Source organism: Halanaeroarchaeum sp. HSR-CO (assembly GCF_024972755.1).
Lineage (GTDB): Archaea > Halobacteriota > Halobacteria > Halobacteriales > Halobacteriaceae > Halanaeroarchaeum.
Map to the genome: position 1 here is coordinate 2464628 of NZ_CP087724.1, position 26503 is coordinate 2491130.

Genomic DNA, 26503 nt, shown 5'->3' on the forward strand with positions numbered 1-26503 from the left:
CGTCCTCAGCGCTTCTGGTATGTGTACAGTCCCAGCTTCAGCCGGTCCCACAGCGATTGCTCCCCACGCTCGACGGGCTCAGCCTCGACATCGCCTTCCTCGCCGGAGGGGCCGCGTTCGGCCGCGCGCTCGGCGACAGCGGGGTCGCGCTCGATGGTGAACTGCGTCGTCCGAACAGGGAACGGCCAGTAGCGGACCTGTCGGAGGAGCAGATACACCGCGAACAGTCCGAGCCCACCGAGGACCGACATGACCAGATAGAGCGTGCTTGCTTCCATACGAGAGAATCGAACACCCAGGGACAAAAATCAACCTGTCCCGCGCCGGTCCCCTGGCCTCACCGTTCGGTCACGTGACGGACGTCGACCGCGACGCCGCGCGTGGCCTCCGCCATCGCCCGACCGTGGACGGCCGCTCGACCGATTCCGAAGGCCGAGGGCCCCTCGACGACCACCTCATCACCCTCCCTGATGGAGTCGTCGGCCGCCACCACGCCTGGAGCGAGGACGCTGCCGTGTGGGACGAAGTCGTCGATTTGAACCGTCTTCGTCGGAATCGGGCTCTCGGCCCACCGTCGGGCCCCGTCGAGGGTCAGCGCGATACTGCCGTACTTCGGGACGAGTGCAGCCAACTGCTCCCCGTCGGGGGCGATGGCCTGCAGTTTCGGGTAGCGACCGCGCATCGTGACGTCCTCGAAGAGCTGTGCTGCGGCGCCTTCGCCCAGGTGGTAGTCCGCCACCGCCGCGAGCGTCGCCCGTTCGCGCTCCTGGACGCGGATGGTCCGCTCGCCCTCGAGGGCGTCCCCGAGGTTCGCCAACGAGACATCCGTCGTGGGGTGGTCCTCGACCGTGAACTCGACGGGGATATCGAGGTCGGCGGTGGCCCGTTCGACGATCGCGCGGTAGCCGTGTTCGGGGACGTGGGCGACGATGCGCGGATAGTCGGTGCTGTCGAGGTAGGCGCGCAGGATGTCGGCCACCATCTCGATCTCGTCGGCACTCCATCGACCGGTGACGACCGAGTCGTAGTGCTGGGCGGGGTAGGTCAACTCCAGTTCCTGGGGCACGACGCCGATGGGTGAGGTCATCGACACGACGTGAGCCCGGTAGCGGGCGGCCTGCTGGAACTGGCGGTGGCTCTGGGATTCGCTGTAGGGCTTTTTCGCCGAGCAGGGCACCAGCAGGAGCGGCACGTCGGTCAACCGGCGCTCGAATCGGCTCGTCACGCGGTTGGCAAAGCGCTGGATCTCGACCCGCCGGAGCGTGTCCTCGCTCGCGGAGAGCAACAGCCGATCCCGGTAGACGGGCGTTCGCGTCTCCTGGTAGGTCCACTGGTCGTCGAGTTCGCGGACGGCCGCCGTGAGCCACGCGACGTGGCGCGCCTGGCCCTCGATGTAGTCCCGGAGTCGGCCATCACGGACGCGCTGTCGGACCCGTCCGAGTTCGCCTGCGAGGACGTTCCGGTTGTGTTCGACGCAGGCCTCTCGGTCGAATTCCTCGATACCAACCGAGCACGCAGAACACGAACACGGGAGTTCTTCGAGGTCCGCGAGGGCGTAGTCGCCCTCGGTGGTCAGGTAGCGACCGCGGGTCCCCTCCACCACGGCCTTCGTCTCGTCCACCAGGTCGACGCCCGCGTAGACGAGCGTCGCGACGTTCGCGGGCGTCGCCACGCCGGGAAGGGAGAGCGCCGAATCGTCCGGGATGGCCCGCTTCGTTTCGACGATGGCGTCGACGAAGCCCGATCCGTGGCCGACGATACCCGGTGCGCCCGAGAGGACGTAGACGTCGGCCCCGACGTTCGTGGCGGTTCGCGGCGAGACGACCGCCGCACTCGGGAAATCGACATCGGGGTACTCGGTGGCGAAGGCGTCCTGGACCCGCTCCGGGGTCCCGCTCGGCATCGCCCGGTTGGGCAACACGGTTACGACGGACTCGTCGCCCTCGGGCAGTGCTCGCTCGGCGACCCACTCGCTCCCGGCGTCCTCGATGACGTCGTCCGCCAGGCCCGGCGTCGGGTGGGGGTCCTCGAGTCTGAGCTCCCCGAGACGGGCGGCGGCGTCCCGTTCGAGGACCTCGAAGTACTCGGTCATGTCCGCTCCTCCGGGTCCACCGCATTACTATCCTCCGACGCGCGGTGGGCGGGGTCCCCGGAATCGAGGTCGACGGTCTCGACGGCCTCGGGAACCCGGTCGAGGGCGCTCTTCGGCCACCCCTCGTGCGCCAGCGTGAACGAGACGTCCGGGTTCGTCGCGGCGAGTCGGGCCACCCCGTCGGCAGCCGCCTCGTAGCCGGCCCGATCGGTTCGCTCGGGCGTCTCCGCGGTGAACGGATACGTCTGGGAGAGGGCGCGGGGAAACGGCCCGAACGGCGGGACCACGCGCCAGGAGTCGTCGAATCCCTCGTGGGTTCCGCCCTCGGTCAACAGGACGTCCCCGGTCGGCTCCAGCCGCGAGAGTCGGTCGTGGTGGCGGGAGACTTCGGGCCGGCGCGCACTCTCCGCGGAGAGCGAGAAGAAGACGTCCTTGCTCACCGGGTCGGCGGCCTCCAGTTGGTCGGTGTGGTCGAGCAGGGCCCGGTAGCCGTCGACCATACGCGGGTGGCCCCGTGCCCGGCGCTCGACGAGTTCGAGCAGCGACCCCTCGTGGATGGCCGCCTTGACGCGTCGAATCTCTGCCATCGAAACCCAGAGGTTGTGCTCGGCGAGGACGCGTTCGCGTTTCTCCGCTCGCATCTCGCGGACGGCCGCCGGATCGTGACTCGTACAGACCGGACAGGAACAGGGGAAGTACTCGAGGTCCTCTACGTGTTCGGTGCCGCTGACGGTGAGATAGCGGTCGTCTCGGGCGTAGATTGCGTACGCGGCGGAATCGAACAGGTCAGCCCCCATCGCGACGGCCAGCGCGAACATCATCGGGTGGCCGGCACCGAAGAGGTGGACGGGCGCGTCCGCGCCCAGACCGCGTTTCGCCGCGGCGAGGACGTCGATCATGTCGTCGTAGCGGTACTCGTTCATCAGCGGGACGACCGCGCCCACCGGGAACACGTCGAGGTCGGTCTCATAAGCGTGCCGGGCAGCGCGCTCGCGAAGGTCGGTGTACGTCGACCCCTGGATGGGTGCGGAGACCAGCATATCGCCCGTCTCGGCGTCCTCGGCGATGGCGAGTCGCTCCTGAGTGGTCGCCAGGTCGGATTCGGCGCGGTCCCGGTCGACGTCCGGCGGCGTCGGGAGGTCCACCGGCGTCCCGACGTCGGAGCCGATTGCGTGCTGAAACTCGAGGATCTCAGCGGTCGTCGTCGTGATCTCGCCGTACTCGGCGAGCTGAAACGACCCCGAGTCGGTCATGATGGCCCCGTCGAAGCCGAGGAAATCGTGGAGTCCCTCCGCGAGCGCCCGTTCCCGGAGGTCCTCGTCGCGCTTGATGATGTAGGAGTTGGTGATGAGCATCTCGACGCCGAACGCGGGGAAGCGTTCGGGTTCGATGGTGACGAGGTTCGGATTGACGACGGGGAGCAGCGTCGGCGTCTCCACCGTCACGTCCGCCCGGGGAACCCGAAGCTCGCCGATGCGCCCGGCCGCGTCCTGGGCGCGTATCTCGAAACTATCGCGCATTGGCCGGAATTAGCCGAGCCCCTCGCCTAACCCTTGCGCTCCGGGGCCGCCGTGTAGAGGAACACACCCAGCGCGGTGCGCGCGTCCCGAATCTCGCCCGCGAGCACCGACTCGCGCAGACGCTCCAGGTCGGTCGTCTCGACCGCGATGGTCTCGTTGTGATCGAGGTCCTGGTCGCCGTCCGGGGTACAGCCGGTCGCGACGAAGTAATGGTGGACGGCGTCCGTGATGCCGTTCGCCGGCTCGAACGTCCCGACGTGCTCGACCGCCTCGGCGACGTAGCCGGTCTCCTCTGTCAACTCGCGATGGGCCGTCTCGTCCAGGTCGGCGTCGCCCTCCTCCACACCGCCGGCGGGGAGGCCACGATTGACCCGTTTGACCGCCTGTCGCCACTCCTCGATGACGACGACCGCACCATCAGGCGTGAACGGGAGCACGACCACCGCCGGGTCGTCGTGGAGATAATCGTAATCCGTCTCGGTCCCGTCCGGGAGGACCACGTCCTCGGTGAAGACGTCGAACCCCGGGCAGGTGTAGGAGACCGCCCGGTCCCGGGTCTCCCACGAGAGGTCGCTCTCGGTCATGGAGAGGGCTCTTCGCGCTCCAACAAAAAGCCCGCCGGTCGAACCAGCCAGCCCCCTACCCCTCAGAGGAGCGCACCGGACTGGAGGATGCCGATGAGGACGGCGAGGACCGGGATACTGAGCAGCGTCGTGACCATGATCGTCGTGCTGACGTATTCGGCCGCGTCCACCCCCGCGCCCTCGCCACCGTACTCGATGGTGAGCATGAGCGGCGTGACCGCCGCCGGCATCGCACATTCGAGGACGAACACCCGCCCGACGACGGGGTCGTCGAAGCCAATACCGAGGGCGATGGCGGCCGCGGCGATCGGGGCGATGAACATCTTGAGCGTCGTCGGTGCCCAGACGCGGGTGATAGTGGCGCCGTAGTTCGTGTTCGCCAGCTGGATACCGAGCATGACGAGCATCACCGGAATGGCCGCGTCACCGGTAAGCGTGATAGTCTGCATCACGGTCCCGTCACTCGGCGGGACGACCTCGAGCAAGCGGGCGAGGCCGGCGAGGAGGACCGCGTAGACGAGCGGGAGTTTGAAGACCTCGAGCAGCGCCGACCCCCAGTGCTGGCTCGTCCCCCGACTGGCGACGTAGACCCCGATAGTGTACATTAGCACGGACTGCACGGCGATGAACAGCACCGCCGTACTCCGGCCGACCCCACCGAAGGCGAACGCGGAGAGCGGGATACCGTAGTTGCCGGCGTTCGAGAAGGCCGAAGAGAGGACCAGGCCCGAGCGCATCGGTCCGGTCTCGCCGATGGCACGGGCGGCAGACTCGGCCAGGCCGACCATGACCACGGTGAACGAAACGACGCCGACGGCCAGGGTCGCGATGGCCTCCCCGCCGATCGAGGTGGTGGCGAGGCTCGCGAACACCAGCGCGGGGACCAGGATGTAGATGGTGACCGTCGAGAGCGGTTCGACCGCCACGTCCCGGTACTGGCCGAGGACGAACCCCACGCCGGCGATCGCCAGCACGGGGAGGATGGCCGTGGTCAGCGCGGAGACGAACGACACGTCACCGACCAGGAACGGCGTGGGCAAAAACCAGTGGGATTCGCCGCTGCCGGTACCGTGGGCACGAGGTACCGAGGAGGCGGGACAGCGCTAGAGATGTGCGGACGAAGAATGGGGCGAGCCAGCGTTTCAGGACCTGACGGCGGGTCGCCGATCGCTGGTTCGGGGGTGGGTAGCGGGCGGTTCAGGGCGGTGGGCGGGTGGTTCGGTACTCGATGGTGGGTCGGTGGCGGCCGTAGCGGTTGGCAACCGGTCGCTGGCCGTTCAGGCTGGCTGGACGCGCCAGGTCGTGGCCGAGGTGTACGACCACTTCTCGATCTCGAGATCGGGGGTGGACTCGGAGAGTTTCACCATCAGCGCGCCGATCTCCTTTGGGGACAGACCGACGTCGTCCGCGATGAACTTGCTCTTGAAGTAGAGCTCTCCGTCGGTGGCCTTCTCCCGGAGATACCGGCGCAGGCGGGCTTCCTTGGAGTCTGGGTCGGAGGGCATTGTGACACTCATATTCGTTGCCTCGCTCGTTCCTATCGGCTGGGGGGAGTTATAGAGGGTTGAACGTTCGGTCCGTTTCGGGCGCTTTCACGGGGATGACGGGCGTCAGACGGACGTTTCACGAACGTTCGAGAGAGTCTTAGACATTTTATAGAGCCAGCAGAGGGCGTAATTCGAGTTCTAGTACCGGTAGGTACTCGATCGTATCTAGCACGTATTCGGTCGGGACAGCGCCGATTTCGGGCACCAATTGCAGGGTTCGAGACGGCGAGCGCGGGTCAGGCGACCTGCCATCGCCAGGCGAAGCAGGGGTCTGACAGCGGGCGTCTCCACCTGAACCGAGAGGCTGCCGGGCTCGTTTCCAGCTGAACCGAAGGGCTGGCGAGAGTTGGTTCCAGGAGTAAAGTTCTACGGGAGAGTTAGTGCCGTTCGTGCACCCAGAACGTCTCGTCGGTCGTGATCTCCTTCTTGAAGATGGGGACCACGTCCTTCAGGCGATTGATGCCGTCCTCGACGGCGCGGAAGGCCTCGGTCCGATGTCCCGCCAGGACGACGACGAAGACGATGTCCTCGCCGGCCTCGATTCGGCCGACGCGATGGTGCAACAGGACCTCCTCGACGCCGTCTCGTGACTCGAGGTCGGCCGCTATCTCGGACAGTCGTTCCTCTGCGACACCCTCGTACTTCTCGAAGGTGAGCGAGGTCGTGTAGTCGTCGTCCTCGTCCTCCTTCGCGCGCACGCGACCGGTGAACGTTGCGATGGCGCCCGCGTAGTCGCGTCTCGAAGAGCCTTTGACGGCGGCGACGAGGGAGCCCAGGGTCTCGTAGGGGTCCGCCGCCTCGATGGCGTCGATCGCTGCGTCCACATCGAGGTCCCCGGACTCGACGCGAAGGACCGGATCGTGGGCGTCTACCTCGCCGTCGGTTACGTGTGGGAGGCGAGCGTCGGGAACGCCGACGACGAGGCCGTAATCGTGGTCACGAGCCACCCTGTCCATGACGTCCTCGTACGTGAGCGCTGCGCCGGTCGCCTCCCAACCGTCTGCGGTCACGGTGAAGCCGTCCGCCGTCGCCCGGACGATGGCGAGCCGACCCCGCTCTCGGAGTCGCGGCGCGAGTCGCTCGACGACCGATTCGGGGTCGGTCGACGCCGTCGCGATGCCAAGTGCCTGCATGTGGTGCATTCCGGGTGCTGGCGGCTTGTAGGTGTCGCCCGTGGGCCGGCGGTGACAATCCTTAAGAGCGCAACCGGGCTACTCCGCGGTAGCATGAGGGCCGTGGTTTCACTCGGCGGCAGTGTACTCGCACCCGACCTCGACCCCGCGCGCGTCGCAGCCCACGCGAGGGCCATCACGCGACTGGTCGATGCGGGGGTCTCGGTCGGCGTGGTCGTCGGTGGCGGCGGCGTCGCCCGCGACTACATCGAGTCCGCCAGAGCGCTCGAGGCGAACGAGATCGAACTGGACGACATGGGCATCGCGGTGACCCGGCTGAACGCTCGATTGTTGATCGCCGCTCTCGAGAACCTGGCGGCGCCATCGCCGGCGACGACCTACGACGAGGCGAAAGCGGCGCTGCGCCGGGGCGACGTCGCCGTCATGGGCGGGGTGATGCCGGGCCAGACCACCGACGCCGTGAGCGCCGCGCTCGCCGAGTTCGTGGAAGCCGACCTCCTCGTTTACGCGACCAGTGTACCGGGCGTGTTCGACGCCGATCCCAACGAGGACGACGAGGCGACCCGCTTCGACCGGATGTCGGCAGCCGAACTGGTCGACGTCATCGTCGGCACCGAGATGACCGCCGGTGCGTCCGCACCAGTCGACCTGCTCGCCGCGAAGCTCATCGAGCGCTCCCGCATGCGCTCTATCGTCCTGGACGGTAACGATCCCGAGGCTGTCGTCGACGCCGTTCTCGACGGCGACCACGACGGAACCGACGTCGTCCCGGACGGGAGCCAGGCCGAACTCCAGCAGTGGGCGCGCCAATGAGACCCGAAGACGACCCCTACGTCCTGACAGCAGAGGGCGACCGACACGCGTTCTGGGCTGATACGGTCGCCGACCGGGTTCTCGCCCGGGATCCGGAAGAGCCGATCGTTATCAAGGGTGGCATCTCGCCGTCCGGCGTCCCGCACCTCGGCAATATGAACGAGATCCTGCGCGGGTACTTCGTCGCCGAGGTCCTCCGGGATCGCGGGTACGAGGTCCGCCAGATCTTCACGAGCGACGACCGCGACCCGCTCAGAAAGCTCCCGCGAAAGCTGGCGAACCTCGACGGCGAGATCGTCGACCTGGGCGACGTCAACGCGGGCGCCCTCGGTCGGAATCTGGGGAAGCCCTACACCGACATCCCCGACCCGTTCGGTTGCTGTGACTCCTATGGGGCGCACTTCTCGAACCTCATCGCGGAGAGCGCCGCGGCACTCGACGTCCCCGTCGAGATGATCTCCAACACGGATCTCTACGAGGACGGCGACCTCGAGGAGGTCACTCGGTACCTCCTCGAACGCGCCGACCTGGCCCGCGAGGTCCTCGCGGAGTACCAGGCGAAGGTCGACGAGGACTACGTGCCCTTCAACCCCATCTGCGAGGAGTGTGGGATGGTCACCGAAACCGTCAGCGCCGTCGATCCGTCGGCGGGCACGGTCGACTACGTCTGCACCGACATAGAGGCGGGAGAGAGGACCATCGAAGGCTGCGGACACGAGGGGACCGCCACGCTCCGCGAGGGAAAACTCCCCTGGCGGTTCGAGTGGCCCGCCCAGTGGCAGGAACTCGGCGTCGACTTCGAGCCGTTCGGCAAGGACCACGCAGAGGGCTCCTGGCCCAGCGGTGTCGACATCTCCCGCAACGTCCTCGAATCGGTCCCACCGGTCCCGATGGTCTACGAGTGGTTTACCCTGAACGGGGAGCCGTTCTCCTCGTCGGCGGGCAACGTCGTCCTCGTCCAGGACGTCCTCCGGCTGCTCGAACCGGCCGTCCTGTTGTACTTCTTCAGCAAGGACCCGAAGAAGGCCCGCGACTTCGACATCGACCGGGTGGACCAGCTCGTCGACGAATTCGACCGGTTCGAGGCGACCTACTTCGGCGAGGTCGACGCCACCGAGGACGAGCAGGCCCTCGCGGACCGCGTCTATCCGCTCCTCGTCGACGAGCTCCGCGAGGAGCGCATCCGCATCCCCTTTACCTTCGCTGCAGTCCTCGGGATGACCGACGACCCGGCCCTCCGCGAGGAGATCGCCCGCCGCGAGGGACACATTCCGGAAGACGCTCCCGGATGGGCGGTCGACGCCGCACTCGACCGCGTCGAACTCGCCCGCGAGTGGGCACGGCGTACGGACAACGAGTTCAACTACGACCTGAAGCGCCAGCACATACCGGATTTCGAGGTCGACCCGGCCACCGCTGACGCACTCGAGGAGCTGGCGGAGTTCATCGAGGCCGGTCACACCCCCGAGGAGATCCAGGGTGAGATATTCGAGACCGCTCGGCGCCACGACGTGGACGTGGGCGAGTTCTTCGAGACTGGCTATCGCCTCTTCTTCGACGAGGAGCAGGGCCCGAAACTGGGGACGTTCCTCGGCAAACTCGACACCGAGTTCGTGCTGGCCAGACTCCGTCGGGAGCGGTGAACGGTCGACCGCTCAAAACCGGCCCGCGAGAACGCCGAAACCCGAATACATTTCCCCGCACGGCCCCCCATTTCGGACAATGAATCCCTGGACCTGGGTCCTCCTCGGGGTGCTGGGATACTGGGCCGCCGTCGCCACACTCGCGTCCCGGGACCAGCTCCCCGAGTACGTGGGGACGATGGGACCTATCCTCACGATCCACACGAAGCGAGGGCGACGGTTTCTCGAGCGAATCGCCCAACCGGAGCGGCTGTGGCGGGCGTGGGGGAACTTCGGGCTCGGGTTCGCGCTGGTGGTCCTGGTCGGCGTCTTCGTCTTGCTCGTATTCAACGCGGTCACCGTCGTCCAGAACCCGCCGGCCCCCTCCGCCGCGACCCAGCCCCAGAACGTCCTCGTCATCCCGGGCGTCAACGACTTCCTCCCGCTCGCTGTCGCCCCAGAGATCGTCCTCGGCCTCTTCATCGGCATGGTCGTCCACGAGGGCGGACACGGGATCCTCTCCCGGGCCGGCGACATCGACATCGAGTCGATGGGCATCGCCATGCTGGCGATCATCCCCATGGGTGCGTTCGTCGAACCCGACGAGGAGAGCCAGCGGGCCGCCGACCGCGGCAACCAGGCCAGGATGTTCGCCGCCGGCGTGACGAACAACTTCCTCATAACCGTCATCGCCTTCGGGTTGCTGTTCGGGCCCGTCGTCGGCTCGATGGGTGTCGCCTCTGGCGCGGCCGTCGGCGGCGTGCTGCCCGGGTCGGCGGCCGACACGGCGTCGATCGACCAGGGCGACCGGATCGTCGCGGTCGCCGGGACCGACGTCGAAACGAACGACGACCTGAACGCGGCGCTCGCGGCCACCGAAGCGCAATCGGTATCGGTCACGCTGGCCTCGGGCGAAGTGACGACGGTGGAGCGACAGTTGCTGGTGACGGGAATGGCCGATCCCTCGCCGTTCGCCTCGCTCGGTGTCAACGCCACCATCGCGTCGGTGAACGGCGACCCGATCCGGACCGAACCGGAACTCACCGCGGCACTCGAAGAGGAGACGATGGTCACGGTGACGGCAGAGGATGGAACCTCGACGACCGCCGCCGGCGGCGCCCTGGTGACCATTGCCGACGACGCCCCTGCCGCGGCGGCCGGATTCCCCGCCGAGGAGACAGTAACCGTGACCCACATCGGCGATTCGCGGATCATCGACCACACTGATCTGCAGTCGGCACTCGGTGCGCTGAACCCGGGCGAGACGACCCCGGTCACCATAGTCGTGGACGGTGAGACACGAACCCGGGACGTGACCCTCGGCGAGCAAGCCGACGGGTCGAGTTACCTCGGTGTCAGGGTCTTCTCCGGCATCAGCGGAATGGTCGTCTCCGACTTCGGCACGAACCTGTATCCGGCCGAGACATACCTGTCGGTCCTCGGTGGCGACGCGGCCGGCGACGGCTTCACCGGCTTCATCCGCACCATCGGGACGGTCCTCATCCTGCCGTTCATCGGGACGTTCGGCGCCGCCGGCCTGGAGTACAACTTCGCCGGCTTCGTCGGCTGGAACCTGAACTTCTTCGTCCTCGAGGGACCGCTGTCCCCGCTGGGTGGTGGGGCATTCGTCCTCGCGAACGTGCTGTTCTGGACCGGATGGATCAACCTCAATCTCGGCTTCTTCAACTGTATCCCGGCGTTCCCGCTGGACGGCGGTCATCTCCTCCGGATGGTTGCCGAGGCGGTCGTCTCCCGTCTCCCCATCGAGGACCGGCGCTCGGCGACCAGAGCGGTGACGACGAGCGTGGGACTGGTGATGCTCGTCAGTCTCGTGGTGATGGTCTTCGGGCCGCAACTGCTGTCCTGATCACTCGACGCCGGTCCGCTCGATACACTTCGCGCGTGTCAGTCCTGCGCCGACCGCCACTCCGGATCGAACGGTGCGGTCTCGTCGGCCAGGGCGGCCTCGTTGCGTTTCCCCGACCAGTCCTCGATGGAGAGTCTGACCACTGCCGTTCGATCGATCTCCTCGTCGGTGATTGACCGATAGTCCTCGCCCGGCGCCGATCGCGGGGCGTACTTCGCCATCAACCGGGCGAGGGCGCTCCGTTTCGCATCGTCCGCCTCGAGCAGCTCCACCACCCCGTGTGCCACGACGCTCTCGTACTCGGTGTCGAACGCCGCGGCCTCCCGGGCGTGGATGATCTCACCCATCGTCGCCACGGTGAACGCCCCCGGCGACCCGTCACTTGCCACAGCGGCCGTTCGACCGGCCGGCGAGACGTGGACGGCTATCGCGTGGGGGTCGGGCTCGTAGACGTAGAGTAACGGGGTCGGTACGGGTTCGTCCCGGTCGACCGTCACCAGCACGCCCCAGGCGTGTCGTTCGAGGAATCGACGGATGGACTCGTCGTCGGTGACCGCTCGCGACAGATAGCGCGGGCGGTGTCGGTCCGCGTCGACCATACCCCCCGAACCCGGGCCACCGTGAAAAGCGTGAGGGCTGCCCCTCTAGAAACGCCCTTCAAGCCAGGCTGTATATCGTGGGATATGGCCGAGGTCCCACCCACCGACGAAGGATGGTTCGCGTTGCACGATTTCCGAGAGATCGACTGGAACGCCTGGCGAGACGCCCCCGTGCGGCGCCGCGAGGCCGCCCTCGAGGAGGCAAAATCGTTCATCGGCGAAGCCGAAGATATCGGGGACGGCGAATCCGCCATCTTCACCATCGCCGGGCACAAGGCCGACCTCCTCGTCCTCCACCTGCGACCTACCCTCGACGAGGTCGAACGATTGGAACGGGCGTTCGAGCAGACGACGTTCGGTGGGTTCACCGAACAGACGACCTCCTTCGTGTCGGTGACCGAGATCGGCGGGTACACCGCCCCCGAGTACTTCGAGGACCCCGAGAGCGTGGACACCGGCCTCCGTCGGTACATGGAGTCGAAAAAGCACCCCTCAATCCCCGAGGACGCCTACGTCTCGTTCTACCCGATGGCGAAACGGCGCGATCCGGAGTACAACTGGTACGATACCCCACTCGAGGAGCGCGCCGAGATGATGGCCGAACACGGCGAGACCGGCAAGGGCTACGCCGGGACGGTCACCCAGATCGTGACCTCCGCGCTCGGCCTCGACGACTGGGAGTGGGGAGTCACCCTCTTTGGGACCGACGCGGTCGCCCTGAAGGACATCGTCTACGAGATGCGCTTCGACGAGGCGACCGCGAAGTACGGCGAGTTCGGGCGATTCTACGTCGGCCGCCGCTTCCCGGTCGCCGACCTCGACGCGTACATGGCCGGCGAGACGGTTCCAGTCGAGGCTGACGAGAGCGGCGAGACGGACGAGGCGGCCACGACCGGCGAGCATCCCGGCGGACACGGTGGCCACGCTGGCGACGAGCACGAGCATGGCGAGGGCGGCCATCCCGGCGGTCACGGCGAACATGGTGCAGAGGAGGGCGAGGAGACGGATTCCGAGACCCCGAGCCTTCGAGACGAACTGGCCGACCTGGACGTCTACGGTGGCAAACCCCACGGCGAGGACGTCTACGCGCTGGCGCTGTACTCCGAGGCCGACCCCGAGGAACTCGCCGACGAGGTCTACGGTCTCCGGTCGAACTTCGACCACTACGACACCCACGTCAAGACCGCCGTCTACGAGCCCCGCGACAGCGGCAACGCCGCCGTCGTGAGCATCTGGGAGACCGAATCAGCCGCCGACACCGCGAGTGGCTTTCTCTCCGAACTCCCGGGCGTGGTCGGCCGGCCAGGCGAGAGCGAGGATGGCTGGGGCACGATGGGGATGTTCTACACCGTCGACCCCGACCACCGCGAGGACTTCGTCGACGTCTTCGACGACGTGGGCGAGATGCTCGGTGACATGGACGGCCACCGCGAGACGACCCTGCTGGTCAACCGGGAGGACGAGACGGACATGTTCATCGCCAGCCAGTGGGATTCTCGCGAGGACGCGATGGCGTTCTTCCGCTCCGACGCCTTCGGCGAGACGGTCCAGTTCGGGCGAGACATCCTCACCGACCGTCCCCGGCACGTCTTCCTGGCCTGACCGCACCAACCCGCACTTCTACTGGAGATCGAATCGTACCGCAGTGTTGCGATTTCCACTCGAACTAGGGGGGTGGGGGTTGCTGCCGACACTGCAATGGGTCGATCGGTACAATGCAGCGGGTGAGCCAGATGGGGCACAAATACCGTTGCTCGTTTTTCTCGCAGGCCGCTCGAAAAACTGCGCCGGCCAGGATTCCCGTGAGCGACCGTCAGGGAGCGAGGGGGACGCCGTTGGGCTTTGCCCAACGAAAATTGAACCAAAATCAGACGTGCTCACTTCGTTGCGCGCGTCTGATAGGGCTCAATTCCCTCTGCTCGTTTCCCTCACCCGTATGCTCGCGATGGCGCAGCCATCGCTCGCGGAAAGGGTTCGGAAAACTGCGCCGGCCGGGATTCCCGCGAGCGACCGTCAGGGAGCGAGGGGGAAGTCGGGCGGCGCACGACCGAAGGGAGTGCGCCGGCCGGGAATTGAACCAGAGCCAGACGGTCCTGCTCACCTCGCTTCGCTCGGCTGCGCGGGCTGCGACTGGCAGGGCTCAATTCCCTGTGCTCGTTTTTCTCGCAGGCCGCTCGAGAAACTGCGCCGGCCGGGAATTGAACCCGGGCTATGAGCTTGGGAAGCTCATGTCCTACCACTAGACCACCGGCGCTCGTACGCAATCGCTATTTCCACACCAGAACACTTCAACTACACGGTAGGGCGGAGGCGGTCGTCGGTGACTACGAAACGTCGACGCCAGGAAGGGAGCCATACCACCTCCATGGGTGCGGGGTGGGTTTTTGCCCCCCGGCGCCGAATCCCCCAGCAATGAGCGACCCAGACGCGATAGAACCACTCGACCTCAGATTCTCGGAGACCGAACTGGCCGACAGACGCGAGTCCATCGTCGAGTTCATCCAGGACAGCATGGGTGCGGCCGGCGCCGACCGGGCGATCCTCGGGCTCTCCGGCGGCATCGACAGCACCACGACCGCCCACCTGGCCGTCGAGGCGCTCGGCGCCGACGCGCTCCACGCCCTCGTCATGCCCGGGGCGGTCTCCGAACCGGAGAACATGAGCGACGCCGAGTGGGTCGCCCAGGAACTCGGCGTCGAGTACGACCTGGTGGAGATCAACCCGTTCGTCGACCTGCTGCTCGACACCTTCGGCGAGGCCGAGGACGACTACGAGGCGGTCGGGAACGCTCGCGCACGGACGCGCGCTGTAATCAATTACCTGGTCGCGAACCACGAGAACGGGCTCGTACTGGGGACGGGCAACCGCACCGAGGCGATGGTGGGCTATTTCACCAAGTTCGGCGACGGCGCGGTGGACGTGAACCCGCTGGGCAACCTGTACAAACAGCAGGTCCGACAACTGGCCCGCTCGCTGGATGTCCCCGAGGAACTCGTGACCAAGACGCCGACCGCGGGGCTCTGGGCCGGGCAGACCGACGAAGACGAACTCGGCATCGATTACGACACGCTCGACGCCATCCTGGCCCTGCACGTCGACGGACCGCTGTCCGCGACCGCGACCGCCCGTGCCATCGACGAGGATGAGGCGGTCGTCGAGCGCATCGCCGCGATGGCCCGCGGAAGCGAGCACAAGCGAACCCCGCCGACGACCCCAACACCCCCCTGAACGGGGAAGCGAACTGCTCGATATTCGGTTCGGTGACGGGGCTCGGACGTTTCACCTGCTCCGCGACGCAGCCCCATCGAGCCGTCACTCGAGACCGTCTTCGAGCAATCGCTCGAAGGCCTCGCGCTCGTGGCGTTCCTGTTCTCGATGGGGTCGCGGGGCGGCAAGGAGACCCTTCAGCTCGCGCAAGGCGGCCGGGTCGTTGGCCGCGATCTCCACGGCAACGGTGTACGGGTCGTCGACGATGCGAGAGACGAGACCCATCGCGAGTGCCTCGCTCGCGTCGACGGTCCGTCCCGAGTACGAGAGGTCCGTGGCGTGTGTCTCTCCGACCGCCTCGAGCAAGCGCCGGGTCCCGCCCCAGGCACCGAAGACGCCGAGCGAGACCCCCGGTTCCGCGAAGGTCGCGTCGGGCGTCGCCACCCGCACGTCGGCGGCGAGAGCGAGTTCGACGCCGCCACCCCTGGCCGGGCCGTCGATCCCCGCGACCACGACGGCATCGGCGGTCTCGATGGCGTTCATCGTCCGCTGCCCGCGGTCGGCGAAGGCCGCCGCGTCGTCGCCGTCGAGTGACCGCAACACGTCGAGGTCGGCACCCGCGCAGAAGGCCGTGCCGGCCCCTTCGAGATACACGACAGCCGCGTCCGTCGTGTCCACTGCCCGGGCCAGCGCGTCGAGGCCGTCTCTGGTGAGCGCGTTGCGACGGTTGGGCCGGTCGAGAGTGACAACTCGGATCGGTCCCTCGTCTCGTGTCCGAATCATGCCGGCCATCGACGGTCCTTTCCAAAGGTCTTTGCCGTTCCCACCGCTAGACTGCATCAATGGACGAGGCCCTGCAGGCTCGCGCCGCCGCGAGGGAGGCCATCGACGACATCTCGCCGAGACGACTCAGGGGCGTCATGGACGAGCATCTCTCGGGGACGTCGATGATTCCGGGTGTGTTGACTGTTCTGAGCGCCCGCGTCGTCGTCGGCGACGGGAACGAGGAGGCGGTGCTGCGCCGGGCGGCCGGCGTGCAACTCATCTACGACGGGCTGAAGTTGACCCGCCGAATGGTCCGCGAGGAGCCATGGGCCGATGGACAGGGAGCCCTGGAGGACGACATGGACGTGCTGGCCGCCGACGTGCTCGTCTCCCGAGGCTTCCAGCTCCTCTCACACACCGAGGCTGCCGACAAGGCCGTCGAGACGGTGCGGGAGTTTGGCCACGAGCAGACCGACTTCCAGTCGAAAGAAGGGACGAGCGCCCGCTCGCTCGAGACGAACGTCTTCGAACTCGCGGCTATCGCCGGGGCCACGGCGGGCGGGAAAGACGCCCCCATCGGACTCCGCCAGTACGTGATGGGGCTGGCCCGATCGGCGGGCAAACCGCCCCTGCCTGAGGCCACCGAGGGACTCCCCGAGAGCGTCGAGGAAGTCATGCACCGGGTCGGTCAACAGCCGACCGGCGACGATCGAGTGACGACGCACTCCGCCTCGGACCGGTAAATCGAAACCCCTAAACGACGCGCCATCCCTTGATTTGAATGCCTGCCTGGGTAGCTTAGCGGTAAAGCGCGTCCTTGGTAAGGACGAGAGCGCGGGTTCAAATCCCGCCTCAGGCTCTTCTGGAGTTCTTCATTCGGCGGGCGTTGCATCACGGGTTCACGTATCCTGTTGTATCTCAATTTCGTGCGGTGTTGTTCCAGCATACAATCACCGCACGGCCACCCTTATCTACCATCGGTATAACAGTAAACTGTGGCAGAGGAGTACGTGCGGCGCACCGCGATCACCCGCCTGACCGTGGACGACGAGCAACGCGACTTGCTCGAAGACACGATTTCCGAGTGGAAGCGTGGTTGCCAAATTGCCACGGACATGGCCTGGAGGCAGGTCAATAGCAAACGCGACGTCCAGCCACTCGCGTACGATGCGGTCCGCGACCGCACCGAACTCGGGAGCCAGCACGCGATTCTGGCGGCCGCGGCGTTGCTCGAGGAGTACGACCGCACCCTCTTCGGCGCGCTACACGCCGGCCTCGTCACGACGCGAGACGAATGTTTCGTCTCCAGCGAGCGAGCGTAAGACGAGGTCGTTCTCGCGACACCCGCTGAGCGATTTCTGACCGAGCCACGGAATCCCGTTTCGCACGGCTCCGACGGGAACGGAGTGTGCCCTAGTTAGTCCGTCTGCTTCACCCAGTCGGGCATCCGTGCCTGGGCCGCATCGGCGTCAGCGAGCAGCAACTGCAGCCCGGTGGCGACGATCTCGACGAGGTCCGCACCGGCGGTCGCCTCGAGGGAAACGACCACGCCCTCGCCAGGCCGCATCGGGAACTGGAGCAACACGATGTCATCGTAGACGTTGACCGTCGCCCGCAGCGCCCCGCCGTCGAGGATATCGGATTGCTCGCGGACGAGCGGTTCGATCTCGCGGTAGGTGTCGACGCTCTCGTCGAAGGACCGCTCGTCGTACTGGGCCCGCACGTCGTCACGGCGGTACAGCCACTCGTACTCCGACTCCTCGTAGTGGAGCAGGACGCGCAGATCGTCGCCGTACTCGCGTTGCAACCACGTCAGCAGGCGTGAGCAGGGGAGGTCGGTCATGGGAATGAATCGAGTATCTGGATGTTATGCGAGTGCCACCCTAAACCCCGGCCCTCGAAAGCATGGGCAGCGACTGCCAGCGGTGGTGGATAGAGCGCTCGCTATTTGGCTCCCGTCCGAAGAAATGTGGAGAGGTATCGACCCGGTGAAGGGTCGGATGGCGGGTTACGCCCGCGAGGCGTGGTTGGTTAGGAGCGGCGGCGTCCCCGTGAGCAGGGCGGGACCGGAGGTCCCGCTGGAAACCGGCGCGAAGCGCCGGTGACACAGCGAACGGGGCTCGTAGGAACGTTAGTTCCGACGGCGGAGCGCGACGAGCGCAGCGCCGATCAGCGCGAGCATCGCGACTGCGATGCCGAAGCCGGGCGTCTGTGTGGGCACCTCAGTCGGTTCCTCGGTTGGCTCCTCTGTCGGTTTCTCAGTAGGCTCCTCCGCGGACGCTTCGGGCGGCTCTTCGGTGGTCGGCTCTGCCGTCGTGCTGGTCTCCTCGACCGCCTCGACGAGGAGGCCGTCTGCGGTGATAGCGTCGTCACCGGTCGGGAGCGCTCCCGGGAGAAGCTTCGCTTCGAATTCCTCGTCGACCGCGCGCCTCGCTTCACTCAACGCTCGCTTTTCGAGAGTTTCACTTCCTTCGGCCGCTCGCTGCTCACGGGTCGCTGTGCTCCCCGCTCGCCGTTTCGAGGACCTTCACTTCCTTCGGCCGCTCGCTGCTCACGGGTCGCTGTGCTCCCCGCTCGCCGTTTCGAGGACCTTCACTTCCTTCGGCCGCTCGCTGCCCACGGGTCGCTGTGCTCCCCGCTCGCCGTTTCGAGCACCCTCACTTCCTTCGGCCGCTCGCTGTTCGGCCTCGCCTATTTCCGTCACCAGACCTCTAGCAAACCTACCATGAGCGACGCCCAACTCACCGACCTCCCCAACGGTGCCTTCGACCTCGCAGCGCAACTCGCCTACCAGGACGGCGCCATCGTGAGTCGAACGCTCGTCGACCGGGAGTCGGCGACCCTCACGCTCTTCGCCGTCGCGGAGGGCCAGCGGATCAGCGAGCATTCGGCACCACACGAAGCACTGCTCCAGGTGCTCGACGGCACCGCGACGGTGTGCATCGACGAGACGAAGTTCACGGTCGACGACGGCGCCTCGCTCGTGTTTCCCGCAGACGTGCCACACGCACTCGCCGCCGACGAACCGTTCAAGATGCTCTTGACGATGCTCCGATAGACCGGACCGGTTCGAGTCCAGTAGCTCCGCATTACGGGTCGGGGCCTACATCGTGGTCGGGGAAGAGGCGATAGACTGAGTAACCCGGGTTCGGATCGGACTCGACGCTATCCTGAAAGTTGGGCCGGAAGTCGGGAGGTCGACGCGACGACCCAGACTGCACAACGGGAGTGCGTTGTGGAGTTGTGGAACTCGCCCAGCGGCGCTCCGACGCCATTCCCGCCGGCAAAAATTTTATTACGAACCGCGAACAATCAATTGATGCTGCCAGAGGTGAACAGCCATGGCACTGCCGACGACGCCAGCAAACTCGTGGCTTCAGGGTGCCGGCTTTCCGAGCCAACTCTTCGAGACCGGACGTAACGACTACGAACTGTACGAAGAGGACGACGTGTTCGTGTTGAGCGTCGAACTACCGGGCTTCGACCCCGAGGAGATCCAGGTCGCGTGGGACGACGGGGTCCTCAACATCTCCGCCGAGCACGCCGACGACGAACGCGCACAGCGCAAGACCTACCACCGGCGCTTCCGGTTCCCCAAGACCATCGACGACGAGGAGATCCACGCGAAATACCACAACGGCATCCTCGAGGTCCGACTCCCGGTGATGGCGGGGGCGACGACCCAGGGCAAACGGATCGACATCGAGACCTGATCGGCCGTCGCCACCGCCACGGCACCGCGAAGAAACCGACCGACGGCCCTGTTTTTTCGCCGAATCGCGTCCCACAGCGCGAGCCACGGCCGAAGCGTTGGTGCTGCGTCGACGGTCCGCGACCGACTGAAAGCGCACCCCATCCGCTGGACACCGACTGCTAAGTTCCCGGCCGTGGAATGTCAATTATCCAATGTCTGACGCCGAGCGGGAGGGAGAGCGCCACTGGGACACGCTGGACGTCGAGCGGGTCATCGAGGAACTCGACACCGACCCGCCGGGACTCGCCAGCGAGGAGGCGGCCCGCCGCCTCGAGGAGTGCGGCCCGAACGCGCTCCCGAAGCGTGAGCCGGCCAGCTGGTGGCGCATCCTCCTCCGCCAGTTTGACGACTCGCTCATCTTCGTGCTCGGGCTCGCGGCCATCGTCTCGCTGGCCATCGGCGAGACGGTCGACGCGTTGTTCATCGGCCTCGTTCTCGGGGTCAACGCCGCCATCGGGGGCGTCCAGGAGTGGCAGGCCGAGCGGAGCAGCCAGGCGTTACAGGGACTCATCCGCACGCGTGCGACGGTGGTCCGGGACGGGGAGACCCAGGACGTCGACGGCGAGGCCGTGGTCCCGGGCGACGTGGTGCTCCTGGAGGCGGGCTACCGAGTACCGGCGGACGTTCGCCTGCTCGCCTCCCGGAACCTCGAGGTCGACGAGTCGGCGCTGACCGGCGAATCCGCCGGGGTGGTAAAAGACGAGCACTGGGTCGGCGACGAGCGTGTCCCGATCGGTGATCGACGGAATATGGCCTTCGCGGGAACAGTGGTCAACCGCGGACGGGGGCGGGGGGTGGTCGTGGCCACCGGGACAGACACCGAGGTCGGGCAGCTCGCCGAGGACGTCACCACGGTCGAAGGTGGGGACCCGCCGCTCGTGGCTCGGATGGAGCGGTTCACCCGCCTCGTGGGCGTGGTCGTGCTGATCGTCGCGACCATCACCGCACTCCTCGGTATCGGTGTCGGTCACATCGACGCGGTCGAGATGTTTCTCTTCGCCGTCGCGCTGGCGGTGTCGGCCATCCCGGAGGGGCTCCCAGTCGGGATCACGGTCGCGCTGGGGGTGGCCAGCCGACGGATGGCACGCGTCGGGGTCATCGTCCGCCGTCTGGTGGCCGTCGAGGGACTCGGGAGCTGTACGATGATCGCCTCCGACAAGACGGGGACGCTCACGAAGAACGAATTGACCGTCGAGCAGGTGCGCCTCCCCGGGGGACGGACCGTCTCGGTCACCGGCACGGGCTACGCCCCGACAGGGACCGTCCTCCAGGACGGCCACCTGCCTGACCCCGACGTCGCCGACGAACTGAGCCGAATCGCCAGGGCGGCAGTGCTCTGCAACGAGGGGGCCCTCTACCAGCACGACGACGAGTGGTCCTGGCGCGGCGACCCGACAGACGTCGCGCTTTTGGCCTTCGGCGAGAAACTGGGCTGGTCCCGGCGGTCGGCGCTCGACCGCTACCCGCACGTCGGCGACCGCCCCTTCGAACCCGAGTTCCGCTTCGGCGCCACGTACCACGAGAACGAGGGCGAGACGCGCGTGTTCGTCAAGGGCGCACCCGAACGCGTGCTGGAGATGTGCGATCTGAAGGGAGTCGACGCGGCCTCAGGTGCGTGCCTGCGCGAGGAGGTGACCGAGATGGCCCAGCAGGGGTACCGCGTGCTGGCGCTCGCGGAGGGAACGGTCGCGTCGGCGACGGAAACCGCCCAAAACACGGAACCGAGCCATCTGACACTCCTCGGGTTCCTGGGGCTCATCGACCCGCTCCGACCCGGCGTCGCCCAGGCCGTCGCGGCGGCCGAGCACGCCGGCATCGCCGTCACGATGGTCACCGGCGACCACCCGGAGACCGCCCTCGCCATCGCCCGGGACCTCGACCTGGCGGACACCGCCGAGGCGGTGATGACCGGCGCCGAGTTCGCCGACCTTCCCCCGGAGGCGGTCGGCGACGTCCTCGAGACGACCCGCGTCTTCGCGCGCGTCTCGCCGGCCCAGAAGCTCCAGATCGTGGAGGCCGCACGGAACGTCGGGCACTTCGTCGCGGTGACTGGCGATGGCGTCAACGACGCGCCGGCCCTCCGCCAGGCGAACATCGGAATCGCCATGGGGAAGTCGGGGACCGACGTCGCCCGCGACGCCGCCGAACTCGTCATCAGCGACGATAACTTCGCGACCATCGTCGCCGGCATCGCGGCGGGCCGGGTCGCCTACGACAACATCCGCAAGATCGTCTACCTGCTCGTCTCGACCGGTGCCGGGGAAGTCCTCCTCGTCCTCGCGAGTCTCGCCGCCGGTATGCCACTCCCACTGCTCCCGGTCCAGATACTCTGGTTGAACCTGGTGACCAACGGCATCCAGGACGTCGCCCTGGCCTTCGAGCCCGAGGAGGGGGACGTCCTCGACCGGCCGCCGCGGGATCCCGAGGAGCGCATCTTCGATCGGTTGATGGTCGAGCGGGTCGGCGTCGCGGCCCTGGTCATCGGGGGCCTCGGCTTCGCCTCCTTCGGCTGGCTCCTCGGGCAGGGACTCCCCGAAGACGTGGCCCGCAACCACCTGCTCCTCCTGATCGTCCTCTTCGAGATGGTCAACATCGGAAACGCCCGCTCCGAGACGGTCTCCGTGTTCGCCCTCTCGCCACTGCGTAGCCCCGTGTTGGTGGCGGGGACGTCACTCGCGATGGTCGTCCACCTCGCCGCGATGTACCACCCCGTCGGCCAGGCGGTCCTCGGAACCGCGCCCGTTGGGTTCGACCAGTGGGTCGTCCTCGGGGGCCTCTCCCTCGTGATGCTCGTGGCGATGGAGATCCACGGCTGGACCTGGCGCAAACGGTTTCCGCGCGACGTGACGGGAGCCACCAGTCGCGACACCGCGATCGACCGGCCGGACGACGATTCGACCGACCGAAACGAGCGAAACCGACGGCGACCCGATTCCGACCGAAACGACTGAAACGTCTCGCTACGATGACAGTACAACGACGATGACCGACGGGGAACCGCTTCACGAGCGCATCACCAGACAGCATCTCGGCCTCGTCCTGGGGCCGACGACCTTCGGGACGGTGGCCCTCCTCTCGCCGTTCGGCATGTCGCCGGTCGCGAACGCGACGTTCGCCAGCACCCTGTGGATCGCCATCTGGTGGGTAACCGAGGCGATTCCGATCCCGGCTACGAGTCTCCTGCCAGTGGTGCTCTTCCCTCTCACCGGGGTCGTGGACGTGGCTGGCGCGACGGCGCCCTACGCCGACCCGATCGTCTTCCTCCTGCTCGGAGGGTTCCTCCTCGCCCTCGCCATCGAACGATGGCACCTTCACCGGCGGATCGCGCTCACCATCGTCGGCGTCGTGGGCGTCCAGACCGACCGGCTCCTGCTCGGGTTCATGGTCTCGACCGCGTTCCTCTCGATGTGGATCTCGAACTCGGCGACGGCGATGCTCATGGTTCCCATCGGGATGGCCGTCATCGCCGAGTTCGGCGTTCCGACGGCCACCGAGCGGGAGACGCCAGTGTCGACCCCGGCCGGCGATGGTCCCCCGATCGATGTGGTCCACGACGTGGGCATCGATCCGGACGACCTCCCGGAGACCCGGTTCGGCCTCGCGTTGATGCTCGGCATCGCCTACAGCGCGAGTATCGGCGGTGTCGCGACCATCATCGGCAGCCCACCGAACGCCGTCTTCGCGGGCGTCGTCCAATCGAGATTCGGCCTCGAGATCACCTTCCTCGACTGGATGCTCTTCGCCACGCCGCTCTCGGTCGGCTTCCTCCTGGTGACCTGGTACCTCCTCTTGTGGCTGTTCCGCCCACCGTCACGGGCGGCGGACACCACCGAGGCGATCATCGAGACCCAGCGAGAGGTACTCGGGGACGTCTCCCGGGGCGAGCGCCGGGTGCTGGTGGTCTTCGTCCTCGTCGCCGCAGCGTGGGTACTCCGGCCGTTCGTCCTCCAACCCCTGTTTCCGTCGGTGACCGACACCGTCATCGCCCTCGCGGGTGGGGTCCTCCTCTTTGCCATCCCGGCCGACCTTCGCGAGGGGGAGTTCTTGCTCCACTGGGACGACGCCAAACGGCTCCCGTGGGGCGTCCTCGTCCTCCTCGGCGGCGGATTCTCCCTGGCGAACGCCTTCCAGGAGAGCGGTCTGGACGAGGTGATCGCCCGCAGTTTCACCGCGCTCGGGGGCCTCCCGCTGGTCGCCATCCTCCTCGTCGTCGCCACCGTCGTCGTCTTCCTCACCGAGGTGACATCGAACACGGCGACCGCGACCGTCTTCATGCCGATCATGGCCAGTCTCGGGGCGACGCTGGGCGTCTCACCGATCACGCTGATGGGTGCAGCCGCGCTCGCGGCCTCGCTGGCGTTCATGCTCCCCGTCGCCACCCCACCCAACGCGGTCGTCTTCGGTAGCGGCTACGTCAGCGTCCCGCAGATGGCCCGCGCGGGACTCCTGTTGAACCTGCTGGGGATCGGTGCACTCGTCGCGCTCACATACCTGTGGCTCCCCATCGCGCTCGGTCTGGTCGGCTGAGTCGCTATCCGGACCACCTCTCAGCCCCTGGACCGACGGTCTCGAGAACGACGAAGTACCTGAACAATTATGTGTCCGGCATCTGTTCGATTATCTGACCAAGCGCGCCTACCGGGGTCGTAAGAGTTTCTTTCATTAATTTCGGTAATTAATTATATGAATATATTAGATAAATTGAATATGTGACGGTGTGTCGATGAAGGTGTAATGTCTTCGAGTGTTGCCGACTCGGCGTCCGCATCGACCACCGAATTCCTCAACGAGCACCCGCGGATGGTAGGCGTGGTGTTCATGACGCTGCTCCTGCTCAGCCAGGCCGGTAACGCGGCGGGGGCTGTTGCATCGGGGAACGCCGGACCGTAACTCAGTCCTTCAGCAGCGTCGAATTCTGAACGGTGTTGTTCCAGTAGAGAGATCCGTCGATACGCAGCGGGGAGAAGTCCCACCCTGCTACCTCGTTCAATTCACTCCGTGTCATCGTATACCGAACCCCCATCGTTCCTGGCGCAAGGAAATCCATGCCAGCATTGCGGAAATGGGGAGAAACCGTCGATCCGACGCGAAAGATGCCGGCCGGATACGTCTCTAGCGCGACGGAGAATCCCCTGGATTCCTTCGATTGGATGTCGATGATCGTCGGGAATGCCGATTCGGGTTGAGCGATGTCGACACTCCCGTCTCCGACGACAACGTACTGGTTCCCGACGGCCACCTGTTCGCGAATCACGTCAAGTGCGCCGCGAATCGAGAAGCCCACATTCAACAGACGGGCGATGGCCCGTCCGACCTGCAGGGCACTATCCCTGTCGACCGTCCCGACCGTTCCAACCCCACCGAGAGCCCCATGGTGCGCCAACGATAACGCCTCCTCGAAGGAGTGGTCAGCGTCGATAAGGAACGCTTCAGTGGCCACCTCGGCGAGGTCGGAACCGTCGACAGTCCCGTCCGAGGCGTGCAGTCCAGTTGAAGAGGTCTCACCGATGTAGTGGAGGAAATCGTACGACGTTCCCAATATGTTGCGGAGTTCCTCGGTCGTCGTTCCGACGAACGTGTCGATTTCGTAGTCCAGATCACCGCGTCCTCGATACGTCTCCTCGAGGACGTCAGGTTCCTGGACGAGGCCCGGATCGTTACTGACGACCGCTATCGTCAGTTGAGGTCCTTTCGCTGGCCGATCGAGTTTGGCCTCGAACGCCTCGATGGTTCCCTTCGTCGCACCGATGGGGACGTGGTCACCGAACCAGACGTGTTCCACCGAGTCGTCGAACAGTTCCGGCTTGATCAGTAGGCGGACACGGTTACCGTCGTTGAGAAAGCTACTCCCCGTCTCCGTCGAGACGCCGAGATTGTCCTTGGCCTCGGATCGATCGACACGAGTCCCGCGGGGATTTCTGATGATCGCTAATTCGTTCACCAGGTGTGGGAGCGTCTCGGCCCCCGCTGGGGTGGGCGGGACGTAGGCGGTCATCACCCATCGGGGAACCGCTTCGCGGACGGCCTCGAAGTCGACGGTCAGGTACTCCTGCAACCGCTCCGTCAACGGAAGGTCGTACAGTGTCTCGAGGTCCGTCTGCAGATGAGGTTCGACGAGGGTCCGTTCGTAGAGGTCGTTGCCGTAGAACCCCTTCGTCCGGACGACCGAATCGAGCAACAGGACCTGTTTGAGGACCTGTGCGACCTCGTCCTCGAACCACCGTTCGGTTACCAGTGGATAGTCGAATCCGTCTTCCGTGACGATCCGGGGCGGTTCCCCACGGCTGATCTCCGCCCCGAGGTAATACGCGAGGGAGGCCACCGGGTAGATCATCCTCGGTTGTGGTGGGACCTCGATGGTGATGCCCGTCTCAGGGGATTCGAGATCGTCGGGAATCTCGAGGTCCTCGCCGATTTCGAGTAACGGTGGATGGCCCCGAAGCGTCGGGTAGGACATCTCCGGCCGGGTCGTCTTCATCGACGAGGAAAAGGCCTCGATAGCGGTCATCAGGTCGCCGGGGTCCATCGTCGTCTGGATCGTCCCCGCCGGGTGCTGATGATAGGAGCGGGCGCCGATATCCACCCGCCGGCTCGTGTCGAAGTCGATGTCAAGGTGATCGGCCCCGGCGTCGAAGGTGATGGGGCCTTCGACCCGAAAGTACACCTTTACCGTCGAGCTGATCTCGACGTGGTAGATGCCGTCCGACAATTCTCGGCGCTGGTGAGATCGGATGCGGTCCACCATCTCGCCAGAGGGTGTCCGTACGAAGATCGAGACCATCGTCCCGAGTCGGAGCGCGGACGTCTCGATGGTAGCGGTAGCATCCGTCGGGTACAGGAACCGGTCCTCGTCGGTGCACTCGGGGTCGACGGCCTCGGCCGTCTCGAACGTTACACTCCGTCCCTCGATCGTATCGTGTATCTCGAACCCCGGCTCCGTCGAGGTGGCTGTGATCGAGACAGATGACATCGTTATCAACGCCGGTGTCCCCGATCGCGT

The 26503-nt window shown here is 66.4% G+C and carries 24 protein-coding genes, 2 tRNA genes and 1 pseudogene; 13 read left to right on the forward strand and 14 right to left on the reverse strand.

The features are described 5' to 3' along the window. Nucleotides 1-5: 5 nt before the first annotated feature. The 7 genes from HSRCO_RS12905 to HSRCO_RS12935 form a co-directional block, all read right to left on the reverse strand. A complete protein-coding gene (locus HSRCO_RS12905; RefSeq protein ID WP_259518054.1) occupies nucleotides 6-278 on the reverse strand; it encodes a hypothetical protein in 273 nt (90 codons plus the stop codon). A gap of 59 nt (nucleotides 279-337) precedes the next feature. Continuing rightward, a complete protein-coding gene (gene arcS, locus HSRCO_RS12910; RefSeq protein ID WP_259518055.1) occupies nucleotides 338-2092 on the reverse strand; it encodes an archaeosine synthase subunit alpha in 1755 nt (584 codons plus the stop codon). Beyond that, a complete protein-coding gene (tgtA, locus tag HSRCO_RS12915) occupies nucleotides 2089-3612 on the reverse strand; it encodes a tRNA guanosine(15) transglycosylase TgtA (protein WP_259518056.1) in 1524 nt (507 codons plus the stop codon). The genes arcS and tgtA overlap by 4 nt, the downstream gene beginning before the upstream one ends. A 26-nt stretch (nucleotides 3613-3638) precedes the next feature. Next, entirely contained in the window at nucleotides 3639-4196 is a 558-nt protein-coding gene (locus HSRCO_RS12920; RefSeq protein WP_259518057.1) for an NUDIX hydrolase, read from the reverse strand. A gap of 62 nt (nucleotides 4197-4258) precedes the next feature. Continuing rightward, a complete protein-coding gene (locus HSRCO_RS12925) occupies nucleotides 4259-5209 on the reverse strand; it encodes an AEC family transporter (protein ID WP_259518058.1) in 951 nt (316 codons plus the stop codon). 264 nt (nucleotides 5210-5473) lie between these two features. After that, nucleotides 5474-5713, reverse strand: a complete 240-nt coding sequence (locus tag HSRCO_RS12930) for a hypothetical protein (RefSeq protein WP_259518059.1) — start codon at nucleotides 5711-5713, stop codon at nucleotides 5474-5476. 407 nt (nucleotides 5714-6120) lie between these two features. Continuing rightward, nucleotides 6121-6876 carry a molybdopterin synthase gene (locus HSRCO_RS12935; RefSeq protein ID WP_259518060.1) on the reverse strand — a complete coding sequence of 252 codons (756 nt, stop codon included), beginning with the start codon at nucleotides 6874-6876 and terminating at the stop codon, nucleotides 6121-6123. A gap of 93 nt (nucleotides 6877-6969) precedes the next feature. On the opposite strand from HSRCO_RS12935, the gene pyrH reads away from it, so the two are divergent. The 3 genes from pyrH (at nucleotide 6970) to HSRCO_RS12950 (ending at nucleotide 11178) form a co-directional block, all read left to right on the forward strand. Continuing rightward, nucleotides 6970-7689 carry a UMP kinase gene (pyrH, locus tag HSRCO_RS12940; protein WP_259518061.1) on the forward strand — a complete coding sequence of 240 codons (720 nt, stop codon included), beginning with the start codon at nucleotides 6970-6972 and terminating at the stop codon, nucleotides 7687-7689. Further along, on the forward strand, nucleotides 7686-9332 hold the full coding sequence (gene lysS / locus HSRCO_RS12945) for a lysine--tRNA ligase (protein ID WP_259518062.1): 1647 nt from the start codon (nucleotides 7686-7688) through the stop codon (nucleotides 9330-9332). The genes pyrH and lysS overlap by 4 nt, the downstream gene beginning before the upstream one ends. Before the next feature lie 79 nt (nucleotides 9333-9411). Next, nucleotides 9412-11178 (forward strand): site-2 protease family protein, encoded by a 1767-nt coding sequence (locus HSRCO_RS12950; RefSeq protein WP_259518063.1) that lies wholly within the window; start codon nucleotides 9412-9414, stop codon nucleotides 11176-11178. 38 nt (nucleotides 11179-11216) lie between these two features. On the opposite strand, the gene HSRCO_RS12955 is transcribed toward HSRCO_RS12950, so the two are convergent. Beyond that, nucleotides 11217-11777, reverse strand: coding sequence for a pyridoxamine 5'-phosphate oxidase family protein (locus tag HSRCO_RS12955; RefSeq protein WP_259518064.1), 561 nt, complete (start codon nucleotides 11775-11777; stop codon nucleotides 11217-11219). A gap of 84 nt (nucleotides 11778-11861) precedes the next feature. Between HSRCO_RS12955 and HSRCO_RS12960 the strand changes: the two genes are divergently transcribed. Further along, nucleotides 11862-13379 (forward strand): heme-binding protein, encoded by a 1518-nt coding sequence (locus HSRCO_RS12960; RefSeq protein WP_259518065.1) that lies wholly within the window; start codon nucleotides 11862-11864, stop codon nucleotides 13377-13379. Between the two features lie 581 nt (nucleotides 13380-13960). Here the strand turns inward: HSRCO_RS12960 and HSRCO_RS12965 are convergent. Continuing rightward, nucleotides 13961-14031: transfer RNA gene (locus tag HSRCO_RS12965), tRNA-Gly, on the reverse strand. Between the two features lie 158 nt (nucleotides 14032-14189). Here HSRCO_RS12965 and HSRCO_RS12970 point away from each other — a divergent pair. Further along, nucleotides 14190-15005 (forward strand): NAD+ synthase, encoded by an 816-nt coding sequence (locus HSRCO_RS12970; RefSeq protein WP_259518066.1) that lies wholly within the window; start codon nucleotides 14190-14192, stop codon nucleotides 15003-15005. Nucleotides 15006-15089: 84 nt separating this feature from the next. Here the strand turns inward: HSRCO_RS12970 and HSRCO_RS12975 are convergent, their stop codons facing one another. Next, on the reverse strand, nucleotides 15090-15767 hold the full coding sequence (locus HSRCO_RS12975; protein ID WP_259518067.1) for an enoyl-CoA hydratase/isomerase family protein: 678 nt from the start codon (nucleotides 15765-15767) through the stop codon (nucleotides 15090-15092). Between the two features lie 59 nt (nucleotides 15768-15826). Between HSRCO_RS12975 and HSRCO_RS12980 the strand changes: the two genes are divergently transcribed. The 3 genes and pseudogenes from HSRCO_RS12980 to HSRCO_RS12990 all read left to right on the forward strand — a co-directional run. After that, complete coding sequence (locus HSRCO_RS12980) at nucleotides 15827-16492, forward strand: hypothetical protein (RefSeq protein WP_259518068.1); 666 nt, start codon at nucleotides 15827-15829, stop codon at nucleotides 16490-16492. Nucleotides 16493-16536: 44 nt separating this feature from the next. Then, a tRNA-Thr gene (locus HSRCO_RS12985) sits at nucleotides 16537-16608 on the forward strand. 136 nt (nucleotides 16609-16744) lie between these two features. Next, nucleotides 16745-16966: pseudogene (locus HSRCO_RS12990) on the forward strand (RNA-guided endonuclease TnpB family protein); the annotation flags it as partial. Nucleotides 16967-17166: 200 nt separating this feature from the next. Here the strand turns inward: HSRCO_RS12990 and HSRCO_RS12995 are convergent. The 3 genes from HSRCO_RS12995 to HSRCO_RS13005 all read right to left on the reverse strand — a co-directional run bounded on the left by HSRCO_RS12995 (nucleotide 17167) and on the right by HSRCO_RS13005 (nucleotide 18453). Next, a complete protein-coding gene (locus HSRCO_RS12995) occupies nucleotides 17167-17592 on the reverse strand; it encodes a hypothetical protein (protein ID WP_259518070.1) in 426 nt (141 codons plus the stop codon). Nucleotides 17593-17880: 288 nt separating this feature from the next. Continuing rightward, a complete protein-coding gene (locus HSRCO_RS14560; protein WP_310795437.1) occupies nucleotides 17881-18192 on the reverse strand; it encodes a PGF-CTERM sorting domain-containing protein in 312 nt (103 codons plus the stop codon). Nucleotides 18193-18300: 108 nt separating this feature from the next. Next, the gene (locus HSRCO_RS13005) at nucleotides 18301-18453 is read right to left on the reverse strand and encodes a hypothetical protein (protein ID WP_259518071.1); all 153 of its coding nucleotides are present in this window, start codon (nucleotides 18451-18453) and stop codon (nucleotides 18301-18303) included. 21 nt (nucleotides 18454-18474) lie between these two features. Between HSRCO_RS13005 and HSRCO_RS13010 the strand changes: the two genes are divergently transcribed. The 5 genes from HSRCO_RS13010 (at nucleotide 18475) to HSRCO_RS13030 (ending at nucleotide 24393) form a co-directional block, all read left to right on the forward strand. Then, on the forward strand, nucleotides 18475-18807 hold the full coding sequence (locus HSRCO_RS13010; protein WP_259518072.1) for a cupin domain-containing protein: 333 nt from the start codon (nucleotides 18475-18477) through the stop codon (nucleotides 18805-18807). 283 nt (nucleotides 18808-19090) lie between these two features. Continuing rightward, complete coding sequence (locus HSRCO_RS13015) at nucleotides 19091-19462, forward strand: Hsp20/alpha crystallin family protein (protein ID WP_259518073.1); 372 nt, start codon at nucleotides 19091-19093, stop codon at nucleotides 19460-19462. Between the two features lie 193 nt (nucleotides 19463-19655). Further along, complete coding sequence (locus HSRCO_RS13020) at nucleotides 19656-22454, forward strand: HAD-IC family P-type ATPase (RefSeq protein ID WP_259518074.1); 2799 nt, start codon at nucleotides 19656-19658, stop codon at nucleotides 22452-22454. A gap of 31 nt (nucleotides 22455-22485) precedes the next feature. Continuing rightward, nucleotides 22486-24030 carry a DASS family sodium-coupled anion symporter gene (locus HSRCO_RS13025; protein ID WP_259518075.1) on the forward strand — a complete coding sequence of 515 codons (1545 nt, stop codon included), beginning with the start codon at nucleotides 22486-22488 and terminating at the stop codon, nucleotides 24028-24030. Nucleotides 24031-24237: 207 nt separating this feature from the next. Then, entirely contained in the window at nucleotides 24238-24393 is a 156-nt protein-coding gene (locus tag HSRCO_RS13030) for a hypothetical protein (RefSeq protein WP_259519816.1), read from the forward strand. 1 nt (nucleotide 24394) lies between these two features. Here the strand turns inward: HSRCO_RS13030 and HSRCO_RS13035 are convergent, their stop codons facing one another. Further along, on the reverse strand, nucleotides 24395-26473 hold the full coding sequence (locus HSRCO_RS13035; protein ID WP_259518076.1) for a hypothetical protein: 2079 nt from the start codon (nucleotides 26471-26473) through the stop codon (nucleotides 24395-24397). Nucleotides 26474-26503: the final 30 nt, after the last annotated feature.

What these genes read in the sequence shown, in the direction of transcription:
- HSRCO_RS12905 (WP_259518054.1), bottom strand. Translation starts at nt 278, where the DNA reads ATGGAAGCAAGCACGCTCTATCTGGTCATGTCGGTCCTCGGTGGGCTC.
- arcS (WP_259518055.1), bottom strand. Translation starts at nt 2,092, where the DNA reads ATGACCGAGTACTTCGAGGTCCTCGAACGGGACGCCGCCGCCCGTCTC.
- tgtA (WP_259518056.1), bottom strand. Translation starts at nt 3,612, where the DNA reads ATGCGCGATAGTTTCGAGATACGCGCCCAGGACGCGGCCGGGCGCATC.
- HSRCO_RS12920 (WP_259518057.1), bottom strand. Translation starts at nt 4,196, where the DNA reads ATGACCGAGAGCGACCTCTCGTGGGAGACCCGGGACCGGGCGGTCTCC.
- HSRCO_RS12930 (WP_259518059.1), bottom strand. Translation starts at nt 5,713, where the DNA reads ATGAGTGTCACAATGCCCTCCGACCCAGACTCCAAGGAAGCCCGCCTG.
- HSRCO_RS12935 (WP_259518060.1), bottom strand. Translation starts at nt 6,876, where the DNA reads ATGCAGGCACTTGGCATCGCGACGGCGTCGACCGACCCCGAATCGGTC.
- pyrH (WP_259518061.1), top strand. Translation starts at nt 6,970, where the DNA reads ATGAGGGCCGTGGTTTCACTCGGCGGCAGTGTACTCGCACCCGACCTC.
- lysS (WP_259518062.1), top strand. Translation starts at nt 7,686, where the DNA reads ATGAGACCCGAAGACGACCCCTACGTCCTGACAGCAGAGGGCGACCGA.
- HSRCO_RS12950 (WP_259518063.1), top strand. Translation starts at nt 9,412, where the DNA reads ATGAATCCCTGGACCTGGGTCCTCCTCGGGGTGCTGGGATACTGGGCC.
- HSRCO_RS12955 (WP_259518064.1), bottom strand. Translation starts at nt 11,777, where the DNA reads ATGGTCGACGCGGACCGACACCGCCCGCGCTATCTGTCGCGAGCGGTC.
- HSRCO_RS12960 (WP_259518065.1), top strand. Translation starts at nt 11,862, where the DNA reads ATGGCCGAGGTCCCACCCACCGACGAAGGATGGTTCGCGTTGCACGAT.
- HSRCO_RS12970 (WP_259518066.1), top strand. Translation starts at nt 14,190, where the DNA reads ATGAGCGACCCAGACGCGATAGAACCACTCGACCTCAGATTCTCGGAG.
- HSRCO_RS12975 (WP_259518067.1), bottom strand. Translation starts at nt 15,767, where the DNA reads ATGATTCGGACACGAGACGAGGGACCGATCCGAGTTGTCACTCTCGAC.
- HSRCO_RS12980 (WP_259518068.1), top strand. Translation starts at nt 15,827, where the DNA reads ATGGACGAGGCCCTGCAGGCTCGCGCCGCCGCGAGGGAGGCCATCGAC.
- HSRCO_RS12995 (WP_259518070.1), bottom strand. Translation starts at nt 17,592, where the DNA reads ATGACCGACCTCCCCTGCTCACGCCTGCTGACGTGGTTGCAACGCGAG.
- HSRCO_RS13010 (WP_259518072.1), top strand. Translation starts at nt 18,475, where the DNA reads ATGAGCGACGCCCAACTCACCGACCTCCCCAACGGTGCCTTCGACCTC.
- HSRCO_RS13015 (WP_259518073.1), top strand. Translation starts at nt 19,091, where the DNA reads ATGGCACTGCCGACGACGCCAGCAAACTCGTGGCTTCAGGGTGCCGGC.
- HSRCO_RS13020 (WP_259518074.1), top strand. Translation starts at nt 19,656, where the DNA reads ATGTCTGACGCCGAGCGGGAGGGAGAGCGCCACTGGGACACGCTGGAC.
- HSRCO_RS13025 (WP_259518075.1), top strand. Translation starts at nt 22,486, where the DNA reads ATGACCGACGGGGAACCGCTTCACGAGCGCATCACCAGACAGCATCTC.
- HSRCO_RS13030 (WP_259519816.1), top strand. Translation starts at nt 24,238, where the DNA reads ATGTCTTCGAGTGTTGCCGACTCGGCGTCCGCATCGACCACCGAATTC.
- HSRCO_RS13035 (WP_259518076.1), bottom strand. Translation starts at nt 26,473, where the DNA reads ATGTCATCTGTCTCGATCACAGCCACCTCGACGGAGCCGGGGTTCGAG.